16 protein-coding genes and 1 pseudogene are annotated in these 13624 nt (G+C 61.5%); 9 read left to right on the top strand and 8 right to left on the bottom strand.

Annotation, left to right across the window (positions count from 1 at the left end; all coding sequences use genetic code 11):
• Positions 1-19: 19 nt before the first annotated feature.
• The 5 genes from B4393_RS27470 to B4393_RS13715 form a co-directional block, all read right to left on the bottom strand.
• Positions 20-1171 carry a hypothetical protein gene (locus B4393_RS27470; RefSeq protein WP_133052530.1) on the bottom strand — a complete coding sequence of 384 codons (1152 nt, stop codon included), beginning with the start codon at positions 1169-1171 and terminating at the stop codon, positions 20-22.
• A gap of 651 nt (positions 1172-1822) precedes the next feature.
• Complete coding sequence (locus B4393_RS13730) at positions 1823-2248, bottom strand: BON domain-containing protein (protein ID WP_236743162.1); 426 nt, start codon at positions 2246-2248, stop codon at positions 1823-1825.
• Between the two features lie 175 nt (positions 2249-2423).
• Positions 2424-2732, bottom strand: coding sequence for a plasmid mobilization protein (locus B4393_RS13725; protein ID WP_197419993.1), 309 nt, complete (start codon positions 2730-2732; stop codon positions 2424-2426).
• Positions 2729-3034, bottom strand: coding sequence for a hypothetical protein (locus B4393_RS13720; protein ID WP_055581544.1), 306 nt, complete (start codon positions 3032-3034; stop codon positions 2729-2731). Before B4393_RS13720 ends, B4393_RS13725 begins: the two co-directional genes overlap by 4 nt.
• 365 nt (positions 3035-3399) lie before the next feature.
• Positions 3400-4008: a CGNR zinc finger domain-containing protein gene (locus tag B4393_RS13715; RefSeq protein WP_055581545.1), complete on the bottom strand. Its 609-nt coding sequence runs from the start codon at positions 4006-4008 to the stop codon at positions 3400-3402.
• A 165-nt stretch (positions 4009-4173) separates the two neighbouring features.
• On the opposite strand from B4393_RS13715, the gene B4393_RS13710 reads away from it, so the two are divergent.
• From B4393_RS13710 to B4393_RS13690, 5 genes are all read left to right on the top strand, one after another.
• Positions 4174-4719, top strand: coding sequence for a hypothetical protein (locus tag B4393_RS13710; RefSeq protein ID WP_133052531.1), 546 nt, complete (start codon positions 4174-4176; stop codon positions 4717-4719).
• A gap of 14 nt (positions 4720-4733) precedes the next feature.
• Positions 4734-5585 (top strand): alpha/beta fold hydrolase, encoded by an 852-nt coding sequence (locus tag B4393_RS13705; RefSeq protein ID WP_044544037.1) that lies wholly within the window; start codon positions 4734-4736, stop codon positions 5583-5585.
• An 89-nt stretch (positions 5586-5674) separates the two neighbouring features.
• The gene (locus tag B4393_RS13700) at positions 5675-5983 is read left to right on the top strand and encodes an alpha/beta hydrolase family protein (protein ID WP_055581546.1); all 309 of its coding nucleotides are present in this window, start codon (positions 5675-5677) and stop codon (positions 5981-5983) included.
• On the top strand, positions 5980-6801 hold the full coding sequence (locus tag B4393_RS13695; RefSeq protein WP_063892969.1) for an MOSC domain-containing protein: 822 nt from the start codon (positions 5980-5982) through the stop codon (positions 6799-6801). The genes B4393_RS13700 and B4393_RS13695 overlap by 4 nt, the downstream gene beginning before the upstream one ends.
• Entirely contained in the window at positions 6801-7748 is a 948-nt protein-coding gene (locus tag B4393_RS13690; protein ID WP_078280935.1) for a PDR/VanB family oxidoreductase, read from the top strand. The genes B4393_RS13695 and B4393_RS13690 overlap by 1 nt, the downstream gene beginning before the upstream one ends.
• 241 nt (positions 7749-7989) lie before the next feature.
• On the opposite strand, the gene B4393_RS13685 is transcribed toward B4393_RS13690, so the two are convergent.
• Positions 7990-8682 (bottom strand): alpha/beta fold hydrolase, encoded by a 693-nt coding sequence (locus tag B4393_RS13685; RefSeq protein ID WP_044544035.1) that lies wholly within the window; start codon positions 8680-8682, stop codon positions 7990-7992.
• Positions 8683-8948: 266 nt separating this feature from the next.
• Positions 8949-9437: a nuclear transport factor 2 family protein gene (locus B4393_RS13680; RefSeq protein ID WP_050019268.1), complete on the bottom strand. Its 489-nt coding sequence runs from the start codon at positions 9435-9437 to the stop codon at positions 8949-8951.
• Between the two features lie 136 nt (positions 9438-9573).
• Between B4393_RS13680 and B4393_RS28075 the strand changes: the two genes are divergently transcribed.
• The 4 genes and pseudogenes from B4393_RS28075 (at position 9574) to B4393_RS13660 (ending at position 12386) form a co-directional block, all read left to right on the top strand.
• The gene (locus B4393_RS28075; protein WP_055581549.1) at positions 9574-10194 is read left to right on the top strand and encodes a CGNR zinc finger domain-containing protein; all 621 of its coding nucleotides are present in this window, start codon (positions 9574-9576) and stop codon (positions 10192-10194) included.
• 339 nt (positions 10195-10533) lie between these two features.
• The gene (locus tag B4393_RS13670) at positions 10534-11085 is read left to right on the top strand and encodes a carboxymuconolactone decarboxylase family protein (RefSeq protein WP_044544033.1); all 552 of its coding nucleotides are present in this window, start codon (positions 10534-10536) and stop codon (positions 11083-11085) included.
• 55 nt (positions 11086-11140) lie between these two features.
• Positions 11141-11608, top strand: a complete 468-nt coding sequence (locus B4393_RS13665; RefSeq protein WP_044544032.1) for a nuclear transport factor 2 family protein — start codon at positions 11141-11143, stop codon at positions 11606-11608.
• A 77-nt stretch (positions 11609-11685) separates the two neighbouring features.
• A pseudogene (locus B4393_RS13660) lies at positions 11686-12386 on the top strand (haloacid dehalogenase type II).
• A 227-nt stretch (positions 12387-12613) separates the two neighbouring features.
• On the opposite strand, the gene egtD reads toward B4393_RS13660, so the two are convergent.
• Positions 12614-13579, bottom strand: coding sequence for an L-histidine N(alpha)-methyltransferase (egtD, locus tag B4393_RS13655; protein WP_044544031.1), 966 nt, complete (start codon positions 13577-13579; stop codon positions 12614-12616).
• Positions 13580-13624 lie beyond the last annotated feature (45 nt).

Raw genomic sequence — 13624 nt, 5'->3', positions numbered from 1 at the left:
GGTATGACAGCGCCGCAGATCAGGCATGTTCTTGGGGAGTTGTGGTCGTCGTGGTCGTCGATACGCTGGGAGGTGTAGATATCGGTGGCGTGGTAACCACCGGAGTGGTCGAGTCTCTCACGCATCGCTCTGGGTTGTGTTCGCAGTGATAACCCTGGTCACACGCAACACACACGGGTGTCGGTTTTGGCGGGTTTGGTCCGCCGCTGGGTAAGTTGTCGCATTTACCGTCACCATCCAAATCAACGCAGGGCGGCTTAAATTCTTTGACCGGCGCGTGCCAATCCTTACCTATGTATTCGACCCAAATTGGAGGAGTAACACTAGGACCGAATGTCTTGCTCGTTCGGGTGCTCTTCGCCGTGTGCGGTGTGCCGTTCAATATGGCATATCGAATCCAGGGACCGCGACGGCCCGCGAGGTCTGGGTCCGACTCTTTATCGAGGTAATCCGGGGCGGCAATCGCAACGTGCCCGTGACAGGTGAGGGATTCACCGTGGGCTTGCACGTCGGCTTGAGGATCACACGGCGGCGCGCCTTGGGAACCTACGCCCGGTATGCTGTGCGACGACGCAACGATGAATCGACCCTCGTTTGCGAGTGTTTGCACCCCCGATCCGGGTTCGATTCCTTCGCCAACTTTGAGCCAATTACCCGACTTTCCCGCAATTGATGCTTCGTTGAGGAAGCTGTTCATCTGATCGGCCGTATACCGATTTTCTCGGAAGTATGGAATATCCAATATGATTCCGAGTTGACCTAGGTAATAGTTACATGCCAGTTGGGGTTTGCAAATTCCTTGGGTCGGCGGCTGGGCGGCAGCATTGATGGCGTCCACCAATGATTTGCGCTGCAGTATTTTTGCTTCTTCCTGAGCGTCTTGATAGGAGATCTTGCGATTGTTATCCCATGTGACGAACACATCGCATTTTGTCTGTGGAGGGTCACTGTGTTCGATGTCGTACTTGCATCGTTCTACGGCATCGACTAATCGACCCGCGCGCTTTCTATTGTCCGCGGGTGCTACCCCCACACCTGGGGCGTTCTTCTCCGACGTGCACTGCTCTCCATTCGGACAATTGGTGTCGGTTCGACCGCACGAGACCGCTATCACCAGGCTGGCGATCAGCGACATCACCGCCACGGTCGGAGGTATCCACCGCAACTTCATGCCCTACTCCCTTGAAGAGATGTAAGTTTTGGCTGCAACGGCATTCAGGGCCATCACGGTGCCGTCGCGCCGCAGTAATCGCAGCTTGCTCGGGCGGCGACCGGGGGAAGAGGGACTTTCGTCACCGACTGATCGCTGAAGGACACACAACCGATCCCGAGCCGTCGCCGACTGACGGTAGCTTCGTACCAAACCGTACGGCCATCACTTATCGATACTCCACGGCTGGCAGACTGCCACGACCCACCGCCCCCCTAAACCCGTTGCTCACCGTCATGTAGATAAGCGTTCCACGACAATCGCATTGCGCCGACAACCGACATCGTCCTGGACGTCAACTGCACGCGTTCGCCGCCTGGAGATACCATTCTGATCGCGAATCAACCTACACACCGCAACCACTTTCGCATCATTGTGTCTGCGGTTGGGTGTTCGCCATTCGATGGGGCGGGATGCGGTCGTGTTTTGATAATTCCGGCGCTGAAGCGCTCCTTTCCACTCTGGAACACGAAGCGCTCTCCCGTCCGCGGATCTGGGCATGAAGAAGTCATTTGCTGACGTAACAGCGGATTTATCGCCAAGGTTTTAAGAGCCTAAAGTGACTGCCGGACAAGCCTGTAATGGGACCTATCCGGCAGTCTGGATGGTTGGTCAAAGCCCCAGCACTGTGATCTTGTTGTCGACATGGGTGACGTGCCGTGATGACCACGCCGCTGATTCTGCTTGCCGTTTTTCGGCCCAGGACCGCACGGTGCCCGTCAGGGTGACCTTGTTACCCGAGGCGTCGACATTGATGGTGGCCGCGTCCAGTTGAGCGCTGCGAATGATCGCGTTCTTGATACGTTGTGCGGTGTCGTGAGCGGCCGCCCGGGCAGCCAGCGAGATCCTGTTAGTCACCGAGTACACGCCCCGAAGATGCTCAATGGCGTGCTCGGCGGCTTGACGCTGAAAATCCCATTGCACCTGACCGGTCAACGTCACATGGTGTCCGGTGATCTCGGCTTGGACCATGTCAGGGACATTCCACGCGGCCTTCAAGGCGCGGTCGACTTCCTTACCGATATCAGTCTCAGTCACCGTCAACGCTGACGGGGGATGCACGTGCACGTCATTGGAGACAAATCCGCAATCTACCCCCATCGGGGCGGTACTCGGCCGCGAGGGTTACGCCGGACAGACGCGCCGTTTCTCGTGAAGAGCGATGGCGATTAACGGCGCACTCTTGCCGGCTTTGGCTTGCACCCTGCGGTGTTTACGCGGGGCGCCTGAATACTTCGCGCTCGAGCCGTGCCAGACGTTCGGCGACGGTTCCTGAATCCCCATGATCTTCGGCGTGGAGTCGATCAACGACCCATACCCGGATAAGGGTCGACAGTGACAGTCCCGCTTTACGAGCAGCCTGGCTCAGCCGCTCATGCTCATCGGCAGCCAAGCGCACCGAAACCACAGTCTGGCGGCCAAGATTCGGACGGCTTACGGTGACATGCTCAGGCACCGGGCCTCCCGAGTAGGCCTCCGCGCGTGCGCCTTCGTCGGCGAGCAAATCATCAATCCTGCTCATTCTTGCTGCTCCTCACTGTAGAGGCTCTTATCCTGTTGATTCGATACCCAGGCATTGCTGCCCCACCAATCGCCATCCGGGCGCTCATCAGGGTCGGCATCGGCGGATATCAAGATCACGGTCAGTACCGCCCGCGCTGCCGGCGAATAGCCGATTACCCGAACCGACAGGCCCGACCGACTCGCGGGGTCGGGCGCTTGCCAGACGGCGTGACGGTCGTTGACCGCTGCGTCCGCCCAGACCGGAGAGATGCCGTGCCGCTCGCCGATGTAGTCGGCCCGCTTGCTCCAGTCAACTAGCATACACCTACAATATACTACGAATAACTACGCGATCTGGTGTGCGTTCATCTGGCGCCTCAGTGCCCTGTTCGCTGCCCTGCACGGCTACCGGGAGCCGCCACTTCGGCTGGAACGCGCTGAGATCCGATTTGCAGAGCCAGCACTTGGCTCACGTCCATCAGCCCCGCTCGCCAGCCCTGAAATCGACCCACTCAAGCGGGACACCTCACATGTCTCAAACAACACCCCATACCCTCGCCGACACTTTTACCAGCCATTATGTCGATTTTTACGGCCTGAAAAGGCACAGAGATCTGAGGTTGCTCGCAAGTTGAGAATCTACCCTCTTACTGGCGGTCTTCCGCCACGAAGGTTAGACCGCCGGGCTAGCCGGTGGTGTGGGTGCGGCGGTGGTAGTGGCGAGCGACGCGGGCCCGGTTGCCGCAGATGTTGGCGGTGCACCAGCTGCGGCGCGGATTGGTGGCCAGAAAGAGCATGGAGCAATCCGGGTTGGCGCAGCGTCGCAACTGGTCGCGGTAGCGGGGATCGGTGAGTACGGTTATGGCGTCGGTGGCGGTGGCCGCGAGCGCGGGGTTTCCGCCGTATTCGACATGCCAACGCACGCTGCGCTGCAGCTCGGTGGCGATTAGGTCCAACCGTGTGCTAACGGGTGCCGCCGCGGCGGCGGCGTTGATGTCATCCAGCGACTCGGTTGGCGGCACGCGGTGCTCAAGGTGGGCGTCGAACGCGTCGCGAACGGCGTGGCGTAGCCGGCGGGTGGCGGTGGGATCGGGGATAGGCGCACCGGGAGGCAGTCGCGACTCCTGCAGCTGCCACCACCGGCGCAGCTGGTCGGGATCGGACAACAAGTCGGTGGCCGGTTGGGTGACCGTGACCAGTGTATCGGCGAGGTCGACCGATATCGACGGTTCGCCGCCCATCGGAAAGCCCGCCTGTTGCAGCGCCTCCAATGTCGGTCCCGTCTGGATCCTCACGTCGCCATTTTAAGCGTGTGGCGACGCGCAACCGTTGCTCTCTGATCATGCGGAATACCTGTTGAGAGCCCGATGACCACGGTTGCCTTCAATGACCTAATGCGCTACCCTTCGAGCTATGCATTAGCATGGTCTGCTGATCACCGACCGTTGAGGAGTCCTGTCATGACCGTCGACCCACCATTCGTTACCCGCGCTCGGGGGTGGACCTGGCCTGGCGTCGTGGCGGCCACGCTGGTCGCCGCGGTCGGCGATGCCGCGTTCGCGTTCATCGCGTACGTGCTGATCGCCCGCCGGTTCAACTTCGAGACACTGTTGCAGTACATCGCCAGCGGCCTGCTCGGCGAGTCCGCATTCACCACCGGCCGCGCCGGGATCGGCGTCGCGGCGCTGGGGTTCGCCATCCACCTGGCGCTGGCGGCAGTGTTCACTTTCTTCTACGCGCTGGTCATCGCACCCCGGGTGCACACCCTGCCGATAGCCACCGCCATTGGAGCGGCCTACGGTGCAGCGATCTGGGTGTTCATGAACACCGTGGTCTTGCCGTTAGGCCACGCAGCCGGCGAAACGTTCTTAAGTGGCTACTACCTGGCCTTCCTCGTCGATCACGCGCTGCTGGTCGGATTGCCGATCGCCGTGATTCTGTTCGTCTTCGTCCGTCGCCGCGCCGCTGACCTCGCCCAGTTCCCATCCACCCGCAACCACCGTTGAGGAGTATCGTTTTCATGCCCGCCATCCGTCACCACAGCCTGACCATCGACCATCTGCATGTCTTCGTCCGCGAAGCCGGCGACCGCGACCGGCCGACGCTGGTGCTGCTGCCCGGCTACCCGTCGAGTACCCGCGCCTACGTCCGCCTGATCGACCGACTCGCCGAGCAATGGCACACCGTGGCCATCGACTACCCCGGCTTCGGGCAGTCAGACCCGCTGCCCCAATCCCCCACGTTCGACCGGCTCGCCGAGGTCACCGGTAAGACGATCGACGCGCTCGCCATTAAGGACTACGCCATCTACATGTTCGACTTCGGCGCCCCGGTCGGCTTCCGCATCGCCCTCGAGCATGACCAGCGGGTGGCGGCGATCATCACCCAAAACGCCAACGCCTACACCGACGGCTTCGGACCCGGCGTCGCCGCGCTCGCCAACTGGTGGGAAGACCGCGACGCCGGCCAGCCCGCCGTCGACGAGTTCGTCAGCCTGCCCGGCACCCAGATGCAATGGCAGGCCGGTGCCCGCGATCCCGAGCACATCGACCCCGCACACGCCTTTGACGACCAGCGCGTGTTGGACCTGCCCGGGCGTGCCGACTACATGAAAGCCCTGCTGTGGGACTACCAGAACAACCCGCCCCGCTACCCCCACTGGCAGGCCTGGCTGCGGGAACGCCAACCCGCCTTGCTTGCGATCTGGGGGCAAAACGACCCGTTCTTCATCCCCGCCGGCGCCCAGGCCTATAAAAACGACGTGCCCGACGCGACCGTAGTGCTGCTCGACACCGGCCACTTCGCCCTCGAAGAAGAAGCCGACACCATCACCGAGCACATTCACGAGCTAATGAGGAAGGCCTTCACCTGACCACCGCAGCTGGCACGGGCGGCTGAACGGACTGGGAGCCCCGATACCCGCCAGCCGCTCCGGCATCCAGACCCGAGGAGAAGCTGACGATGAGTAACACGTTGCAGGACAGGAAAATCGTGGTGGTAGCGCGGCCCCGCGCCGCCATCGCCGCCGTACGGCAATTGCACCGATTCACGGGCCGAACGCTCATCGCCTGGAGCGCGTCGGGCAACGTCATATTCCTCCGTCGGCACGCCCGCCGACTGCAAAAACGGCTCACCGGCGCGCGAGTCGAGCTGATCCCGCACACACGTGCATTCATCTCCGACGACCAACCCGAAGTTCTCGCCAAAGCCATCCACCGGTTGCTGGCACCCACGCCGGAACTGGAACACATCCTTGACACAGCATCATGACCGCCGAATTCCACGGGGCTGCGGCTACTGTCTATGAGCTCGCGTCTTACCCCATCAAAGGACTCTCCCCTCAAACCGTGGCATCAGTTGCGTTGAAGACCGGCCGCGGTTTTCCCTACGATCGCGAATGGGCGTTGGCCCGACCTGGCGGCGAATACCGTCCTGGCAATGGGAAAGCGATCCACAAGAGCAACTTCTTCGTCCTGCTCAAAGAGGATCGACTTGCCGGGATCACAACCAATCTCGATGTTCACAGCCGGGTTTTGGAGGTCAAGGTACGCCAGCACGTCGTCTTACACGAAGACCTGGCGACGCGGGCGGGTGTACGAGCGGTCGAGCGCTTCTTCGCGCGAATACTCGATTGTCCAGATGAAGCAGAGCCGATCCTGGCGCGAGAACCCGGGCGTCGGTTCACCGACGCGGCAATCAAATCGGACACCTTGATGAACGCCGTGTCGATCATCAACCTCGATTCGATCCGCGACCTCTCACGCAGGAGCGAACGCGTGATCGACCACCGCCGATTTCGGGCAAACATCTATATCCAAGGCACACCACCCTTTGCTGAAGCAGAGCTAGTTGGTAAAGAGTTTTCTATCGGTGACGTCTTGCTACGCGGGCTAGCGGCCATTCCTCGGTGCGCAGCGACTGAAGTCAATCCATCGACCGCCGTTCGCGATCTGGCGGTGCCCAGGCTCCTCGTAGAACATTACGGTGATGCCAACCTTGGGATTTGGGCTGAGGTCATTAACGGCGCGACTATGCGGCAAGGTGACCCAGTCAAGGTCAATCCCTACGCTGGCAACGGTGAAGCTTAATGAATCAATCCGAGACCTCTGTGGTGATCGCGGCAAAGACGCGGTTGACAGAATCGATTTGGCGTTTCGAGCTCATACCAGAGGGACTGCAAGCTCTCCCACCTTTCACGGCGGGAGCACATATCACCGTTCGTACACCCAACGGTTCGGTACGCAGCTACTCACTGACGGACCCCCCAGGTTGTCATAACCGCTATGCCATCACGGTATATCGTGACACGACCGGACGGGGAGGATCAGTCGATCTTATCGATCAGACCAAACGCGGTGACCGGCTGGTCATTTCGCCGCCTCGAAACACATTCCAATTGGCGCCCTCACGCGCCTATCTCTTCATCGCCGGAGGCATAGGTATCACGGCCATACGCTCCATGGCTTTAGAGGTTGCGAGGACAACCGACGCATCGGGGCTGCTTATCTATCTGACGAAGAGTCGAGCTAATTCGGCATATCTTGATGACATGCTTAAGCTGTCGCCCGGGATGGAAGTCCTGCTGCACCATAGCACCAGCGCGGGCCGACTCGACCTGTGGCCATATCTTTCCCAACCGGATGAAACCCACCTCTATTGCTGCGGACCAACGCCGTTGATGGACGAAGTCCGCGCCCTAACAATGCACTGGCGCCCCAGCCGCGTGCATTTTGAAAACTTCCAGGGAGTCAATGCCCTGGGCATGGCATGCTCACCGTTTTCAGTACGCTGGCAGTCAACCGATCAAACTATCGACGTGTCGCCCGCGCAGACGTTACTGGACGCTCTGCGGTCGGCCGGGATCTCTGTTGCATCATCATGTGAAAGCGGCACATGCGGCACGTGTAAGTTGCGTCTTGTCTCCGGCCGAGTCGACCACCGCGACGCCTACCTTGAGGATGCCGAACGCGACAGCTACCTCATGCCATGCGTTTCTCGAGCCGACAGTGAAACGCTTGTGGTAGCACCGCTCTGACCAACGCACCCCGTCGGTGGTGTTGCGGTCGGCGTCGTCGCGCAGTAGCGTCACTGACCCGACCGGTGAGTCGATGACGGCGTGGCGGATCGTAGGCGTCGAGGCTGCGCCGGATATCGGGACCTCCGACAGCCGTCGGAATTACTCACTACGCGGTGGACGTCTCGTCGGGTGGGTCGGGTGTATTTGGTCAGTCATGTTGAACCGACGATGAGCGCACAGGCCGGGTCAGGTGGCGCTATCACGCAGCCGTCGGACCGGTGGCCGCGGCGAGCAGTATCTCGGTGACGCTGTCGGGTTGGGTCACCATTGGCAGGTGGTCGGCATCGGTGACACGGATGGTGGCGTTCATCCGTGTGGCGACGAAGTGCTGGGTTTCCGCGGCGATCATGCGGTCGTTTTCGGCGATGAGGAACCAGCTTGTGCGATCTTTCCAGGCGGGCCGTGGGGCGGGTGCGGTGATGCACGTCGGTGAGAGGGGGCGCTGGACTGCGGCGAGCATGGCGTGTTGTTCGGAGGTTGCGTTTTGTGCGAATGCTGCTGCGAAAGCGCTGTGCGGCAGCCAAATTAAGCCGTGACGATCCGGTTCTAGGGCGGGTGCGAGACGATGCGCAGGGGCGCGGTGAAACAGACTGGCGACTGTTTCACCTTCGTCGGGTGCGATCGCGGCGACATAGACTAAAGCCGTCACCGAGTCGGTATTTGCCGCTCCGATGACCGCGCCGGCGTAAGCATGACCGCCGAGAACGACGCGTCCCTCGATACGCTCGAGAACTCGGTTCAGCGCTGCGGTGTCGTCGTCGAACGATGTCAGCGGTAGCGGTGCGGCGATGACGTTGTGGCCGCGCTGCTGTAGTCGATGGATGACAGGTGCCCAGCTGGAGCTGTCGGCCCACGCCGCGTGGACCAAGACAAAGGTTGGCTCGGTTGTCATCGGGATTCCGCTCCAAAGGTGGTGGTCATCAGTTTGTCGGTGCGCGTGGCGATTTCGTCGAGTTCTTCTTCCAGCTGGTCAAGCCGTCCCCGTGCACGGGCCGACCCTGAGTGCCCTGGTGTCTGTTCGGAACAGTTCGTCATCAAACTCTTGCATCAGCGGACTCTCGCAGTTGGGATGTCAAATTCACCAGAACATGGACCTGTGAGGAGGATTGGCATCATACGACGCAGGTTTGGGTCACCACCCTGTGTCCCCCGGCGGCCTCAGCCGAGATGGCGCGCTGGCTCAATCTTGCCCGTGTCGATGAATTGACGGTGTCGCACTATCTTGTGACCTCTCACTTCCCAGATGTGAGAGTAGTCGACCTCCACGTGCTTGCCGGTCGCGCGGTTCGTTCCTTCGAACCGCCCCACCGATACGACTTTATCGCCGTCACAGATGAATTCGTGCGGCGTCAGCGTGTATGGCTCCCACTCTTCCATTGCCGGCATCAGCATGCCCTCAAGGACTTTCTGCGGGCCACGGCCGGCGACCTTGTAGTCCATCATGGTGATCCACTCGATGTCGTCAGACATCAGGGCCAGCGCGCCGCTTGGATCGCCGGCGGTCAATTTTGCGTAGAGTTCTTTGACGATCTCCAAGGGCGCCCGGTAGGTCGCACTCGTTGCTTCGGATTCCGAGCCCGATGCCGCAACCGGTTCGGATCCGGCGTTCCCATCGACGTCGATCTTCTTGTGCTTAATGACACCCATCGCAACCCTCGCTCCCAGTCCACCCGTGTAACTTCTGAAAAGATGTTTCAAAGGTTACACCCGCGCTTGCTAACCTGTCAACATGTAGTTGAGCGGTTACCAGTGCGGCGGTGATCCGCCCGGGAAGGTGAGGCCGATGCAGCCGCTCGATGTCATCGTCGGCCTCGCGGGAGACCCGGCCCTGGAACTACTGAACAGCCGGGCCACGCCTTCCCCAGGTTCAGAGCCAATCGAATTGATCGGAGACGGGGCGAATTATGTACGGTGGCTCGCACGCACGGGACTCATCGACGACGACGACCGCGCAGTGCTCGAAGATCTGTTCAGCGCTGGTCAACTCGACGGCGCCGCTGGGGATGCCCGTACTCTTCGGGAGAAGCTGCGGCCGATTCTGTTGGACTGGGCAGGCGAAAAGTCGGTGCCGTTCCCCGTTGATGTGATTGACGAGCTGAATGCGCTGCTGGCGCAGGATCGGCGCTACACCCAGCTCAACCCCGACCATGACACTCTCTTGCTGCATGAGCGGCGGCACTGGGAACAGCCCACACAGCTTCTGGTCCTATCCGCACAAGCCTGGGCGCACCTGCTCGTCGAGGGCGACCCGACCCTGATCCGGCAATGCCCTGGCTGCACCGTCATTTTCTACGACCGCACCAAAGCCCACCGCCGACGCTGGTGTTCCATGGCAATCTGCGGCAACCGCGCCAAAGTACGGCGCCACCGAACGTCCGCAGCTGAGACGAACCGGCGAATCTGACCCGTCGTCGTCGGCGGCCCGATCGTCGTTGGTGGATTAAGTCAGATGCTGGCCGCCATCGACTTTGAGCGTCACACCGGTCACAAATGTGTTCGTAAAGCACACATCCGGGGGCGTCACCGGCTCGCATGTTGACTGCGGCTGGGCCGGCCCAGATGGTGGACGTCAGGCGAACCGGCGCCGGCTCGGCGGGCGGGAGCCACGCGGGTGTTCCCGTCGTCACACACCGACATTCTCACGGGTAGAAAGCCTTGCACCCGTTAGAAGGCAGTGGTAGATTGCTAATGGAGAGAACTCATATTCATCCATTAGGTGATGGCGGAAAGAAAGAGACCCGCAATGGCTAACTTTGTTCCCGTCGAGCCCGAGGCCGCCACCGGCCGGGCTGCCGAGCTGCTCGCCCAAGTACACAAATCGCTGGGACTGACCCCCAACATGACCAAGGTGATGGCCAGCAGTCCTACTCTGCTGCAGGCTTACCTGGCGCTGTCGGGCGCGGTCGCCGGCGGCGTGTTGAGCCCAGCGGTGCGCGAGCGGCTCGCGATCGCCACCGCAGAACTGAACGGATGCGAGTACTGCCTGTCCGCGCACACCTACATCGGCGCCAACATCGCCAAGCTGGACTCCGACGAGCTAGCCAAGGCGCGAGAGGGTGACTCGAAGGACGCCCACGTGGCCGCGCTGCTCAAACTGTCCAACACCATCGCCGCCAACGCCGGCGACGTTGACGAAACCGAAGTCAAGGCTGCCCGCGAAGCCGGCGCTACCGAGGAAGAGATCGGCGAAGTCGTCGCCAACTTGGCGCTCAACATTTTGACCAACTACTTCAACGTCTTGGCTCATGTCGACAACGACTGGCCCGTCGTCGCCCTGAACCACCACCAGAACTAAGAGTCGTCGGTCCCGCCACGATCACGAACAACCACCAACGAGGATCAACGCCAACGTGCCTGAGCAACGACCCCCTTCCCCACCGTTCGACACCGTCACAGCACTGCAGAAAGTCCAGGCCGCCGAAGACGCCTGGAATACCCGCGACCCCCGCCACGTCAGCCTGGCCTACACCCCACACTCCGTATGGCGCAACCGCGACCAATTCCTATCCGGCCGCCCCGCAATCGTCGAGTTCCTCACCAGAAAATGGGAACACGAACTCGACTACGTGCTGCGCAAAAGCCTGTGGGGATTCCGCGGGAACCGCATCGCCGTGCGCTTCCAATATGAATGGCGCGACGCCAGCCATCAGTGGTACCGCAGTTACGGCAACGAGTTATGGGAATTCGACGACGACGGACTCATGCGCCGCCGAGAAGCGAGCATCAAAGACCTCCCCATTGCCGAAGCCGAACGCCGCTTCCATGGCCCCCGTTCCGCCAATGAACGCGGACAAGGACACGACATTCCCCTGCGGTGAAGATTTTCTGCCGTGCCGGCCCGTCACCGACCACGCGGGGCTTTATCGACGACCACACCGTAGATGATGTGACGATGATCGCAGCTCCATCTGTTCTCGTGTTCGATGTCAACGAGACTTTGATCGACATCGATTCCATCGCACCGTTTTTCGAGCGACCCTTCGGCGATCGACGAGGCTTGCGGGCGTGGTTCGGTCAGCTGGTCACCTACTCGATGACGGCGACGCTCTCGGACCACTACGTCGACTTCTTCACACTGGGCCAGGGGGTGCCGCAGATGCTCGCCTCCGTCCACGGCGTCAACATCGCCGAGGCGGACGAACGGACACTTGACCACGGGATGCTGACCATTCCTGCACATCCCGACGTCGCCGATGGATTGACAGTCCTACGTAACAACGGTTTTCGCCTCGTGACGCTGACAAACTCACCGCCCAATCCGGGCGGTGCCAGCCCGCTGGAACATGCCGGACTGGGGCACCGTTTCGAGCGCCAGCTCAGCGTCGCCTCACACCGAGTGTTCAAACCCGCGCCGACGTGTATCTGCGCGCTTGCGACGAACTTGGCGTGGCGCCGGCGGAATGCATGATGGTCGCCGCCCACGTCTGGGACACCACCGGCGCGCAATCGGTCGGGCTCGGCGGCGAGCTGATTACCCACGCCGGCAACGCCCCGCTGCCGATCTCCGGCCTGCCGCAGCCGGAGATCGTCGCCAGCGATCTACGGGAGTTGGCGGCAATCCTCCGAAGCCGCGCCGATGAGTCTTCTCCCGCGTAGTGAGTAGTTGCGCCAACTTCCGAAGGTCCCGATACCTGGCGCAGCCGCGACAACCACAACTGGCCACGCCGTCAAAGACTCTCCGAAAAAGTGGTTCCTCCGGAAATGGACGGCAGTCCTCGGGAGGGGGCCAGCGCCGAACGCGACCGGGATCGGACTCGCGAGAGCGGCGTAATGCCTTGGTAATTCATCATCATCCGGTTTCTCGACTTTTTCTTGCCTGGCGTCTACCGCACTGCCAGTGCGAGACCGAAGTCGCCGGCGTCGTCGGTCCACCACCGGGTGCGCTCCAGCCCGACCGCGGCGAGTTCGGCGACCACCGCTTCGGATCGGAACTTGCACGCAACTTCGGTGAGCATCTCCTCGCCGGCGGTGAACTCGACCGTCAGGTCCAAGGCGCCGACGTGTACCCGCTGGGGGCCGACAGCCCGCAGCCACATCTCCATGCGTTCGGCCCGGACATTCCACCGGGCGACATGCGCGTAGCCGCTGAGGTCGAAATTGGCGTCGAGCTCCCGATTGATCACCGCGAGCACATTGCGGTTGAACCGGGCGGTCACCCCGGCGGCATCGTCGTACGCTCGCACCAGCCGGCCTGGGTCTTTCACGAGGTCGGTGCCCAGCAGCAAGCTGTCACCCGATCGCATCGCGGCGGCCAGTGCCGCGAGGAATTCGGCGCGTGGCTCGGGGGCGAGATTGCCGATCGTGGAGCCCAGGAACACGAAGAGTCGCCGCCCTTTAACGGGGATCTCGCTTAGGTATTTCTCGAAATCACCACAGACCGCATGGATCTCGATGTTCGGATAGTCGTGGCGGATCTTAGCTACTGACGCCGAGAGCGTGCTCGCGTCGACGTCGAACGGCACGTACCGGCGTAGCGTGCCGGCATCGCGCAGCGCGTCGAGCAATAGCCGGGTTTTCGTCGAGGTACCACTCCCTAATTCGACCAGGGAGTCCGCGGCACTAGCGCCGGCAACCTCGGCGGAACGTGCCGACAGGATCTGTGTCTCCGCGCGAGCCGGATAGTACTCGGGCAGCCGGGTGATCCGATCAAACAATCTGCTGCCTACTGAATCGTAAAACCACTTGGGCGGCAGTTCTTTCGGTGTCTTTTGTAGTCCACGGAAGACATCGCGACGCAGTGCCTCGTAGGCGGAGTCCACGGCCAGGTGGTTCGACAGGGTTACCGTCATAGCAGTCCTTTCCGGTACCAGACCGGCCGTGCCACGGGGCGCGGC

It is taken from the genome of Mycobacteroides franklinii (assembly GCF_002013895.1).
Lineage (GTDB): Bacteria > Actinomycetota > Actinomycetes > Mycobacteriales > Mycobacteriaceae > Mycobacterium > Mycobacterium franklinii.
The sequence above is the reverse complement of the archived record's forward strand: the minus strand, read 5'-3'. Positions and strand labels throughout refer to the sequence as shown.

Coding starts and splice junctions, on each gene's coding strand:
- B4393_RS13695 (WP_063892969.1), top strand. CDS start 5,980: ATGACCGCCGAATTCCACGGGGCTGCGGCTACTGTCTATGAGCTCGCG.
- B4393_RS13670 (WP_044544033.1), top strand. CDS start 10,534: ATGGCTAACTTTGTTCCCGTCGAGCCCGAGGCCGCCACCGGCCGGGCT.
- B4393_RS13720 (WP_055581544.1), bottom strand. CDS start 3,034: ATGCTAGTTGACTGGAGCAAGCGGGCCGACTACATCGGCGAGCGGCAC.
- B4393_RS13690 (WP_078280935.1), top strand. CDS start 6,801: ATGAATCAATCCGAGACCTCTGTGGTGATCGCGGCAAAGACGCGGTTG.
- B4393_RS13700 (WP_055581546.1), top strand. CDS start 5,675: ATGAGTAACACGTTGCAGGACAGGAAAATCGTGGTGGTAGCGCGGCCC.
- B4393_RS13680 (WP_050019268.1), bottom strand. CDS start 9,437: ATGGGTGTCATTAAGCACAAGAAGATCGACGTCGATGGGAACGCCGGA.
- B4393_RS13685 (WP_044544035.1), bottom strand. CDS start 8,682: ATGACAACCGAGCCAACCTTTGTCTTGGTCCACGCGGCGTGGGCCGAC.
- B4393_RS28075 (WP_055581549.1), top strand. CDS start 9,574: ATGCAGCCGCTCGATGTCATCGTCGGCCTCGCGGGAGACCCGGCCCTG.
- B4393_RS13710 (WP_133052531.1), top strand. CDS start 4,174: ATGACCGTCGACCCACCATTCGTTACCCGCGCTCGGGGGTGGACCTGG.
- B4393_RS13725 (WP_197419993.1), bottom strand. CDS start 2,732: ATGAGCAGGATTGATGATTTGCTCGCCGACGAAGGCGCACGCGCGGAG.
- B4393_RS27470 (WP_133052530.1), bottom strand. CDS start 1,171: ATGAAGTTGCGGTGGATACCTCCGACCGTGGCGGTGATGTCGCTGATC.
- egtD (WP_044544031.1), bottom strand. CDS start 13,579: ATGACGGTAACCCTGTCGAACCACCTGGCCGTGGACTCCGCCTACGAG.
- B4393_RS13705 (WP_044544037.1), top strand. CDS start 4,734: ATGCCCGCCATCCGTCACCACAGCCTGACCATCGACCATCTGCATGTC.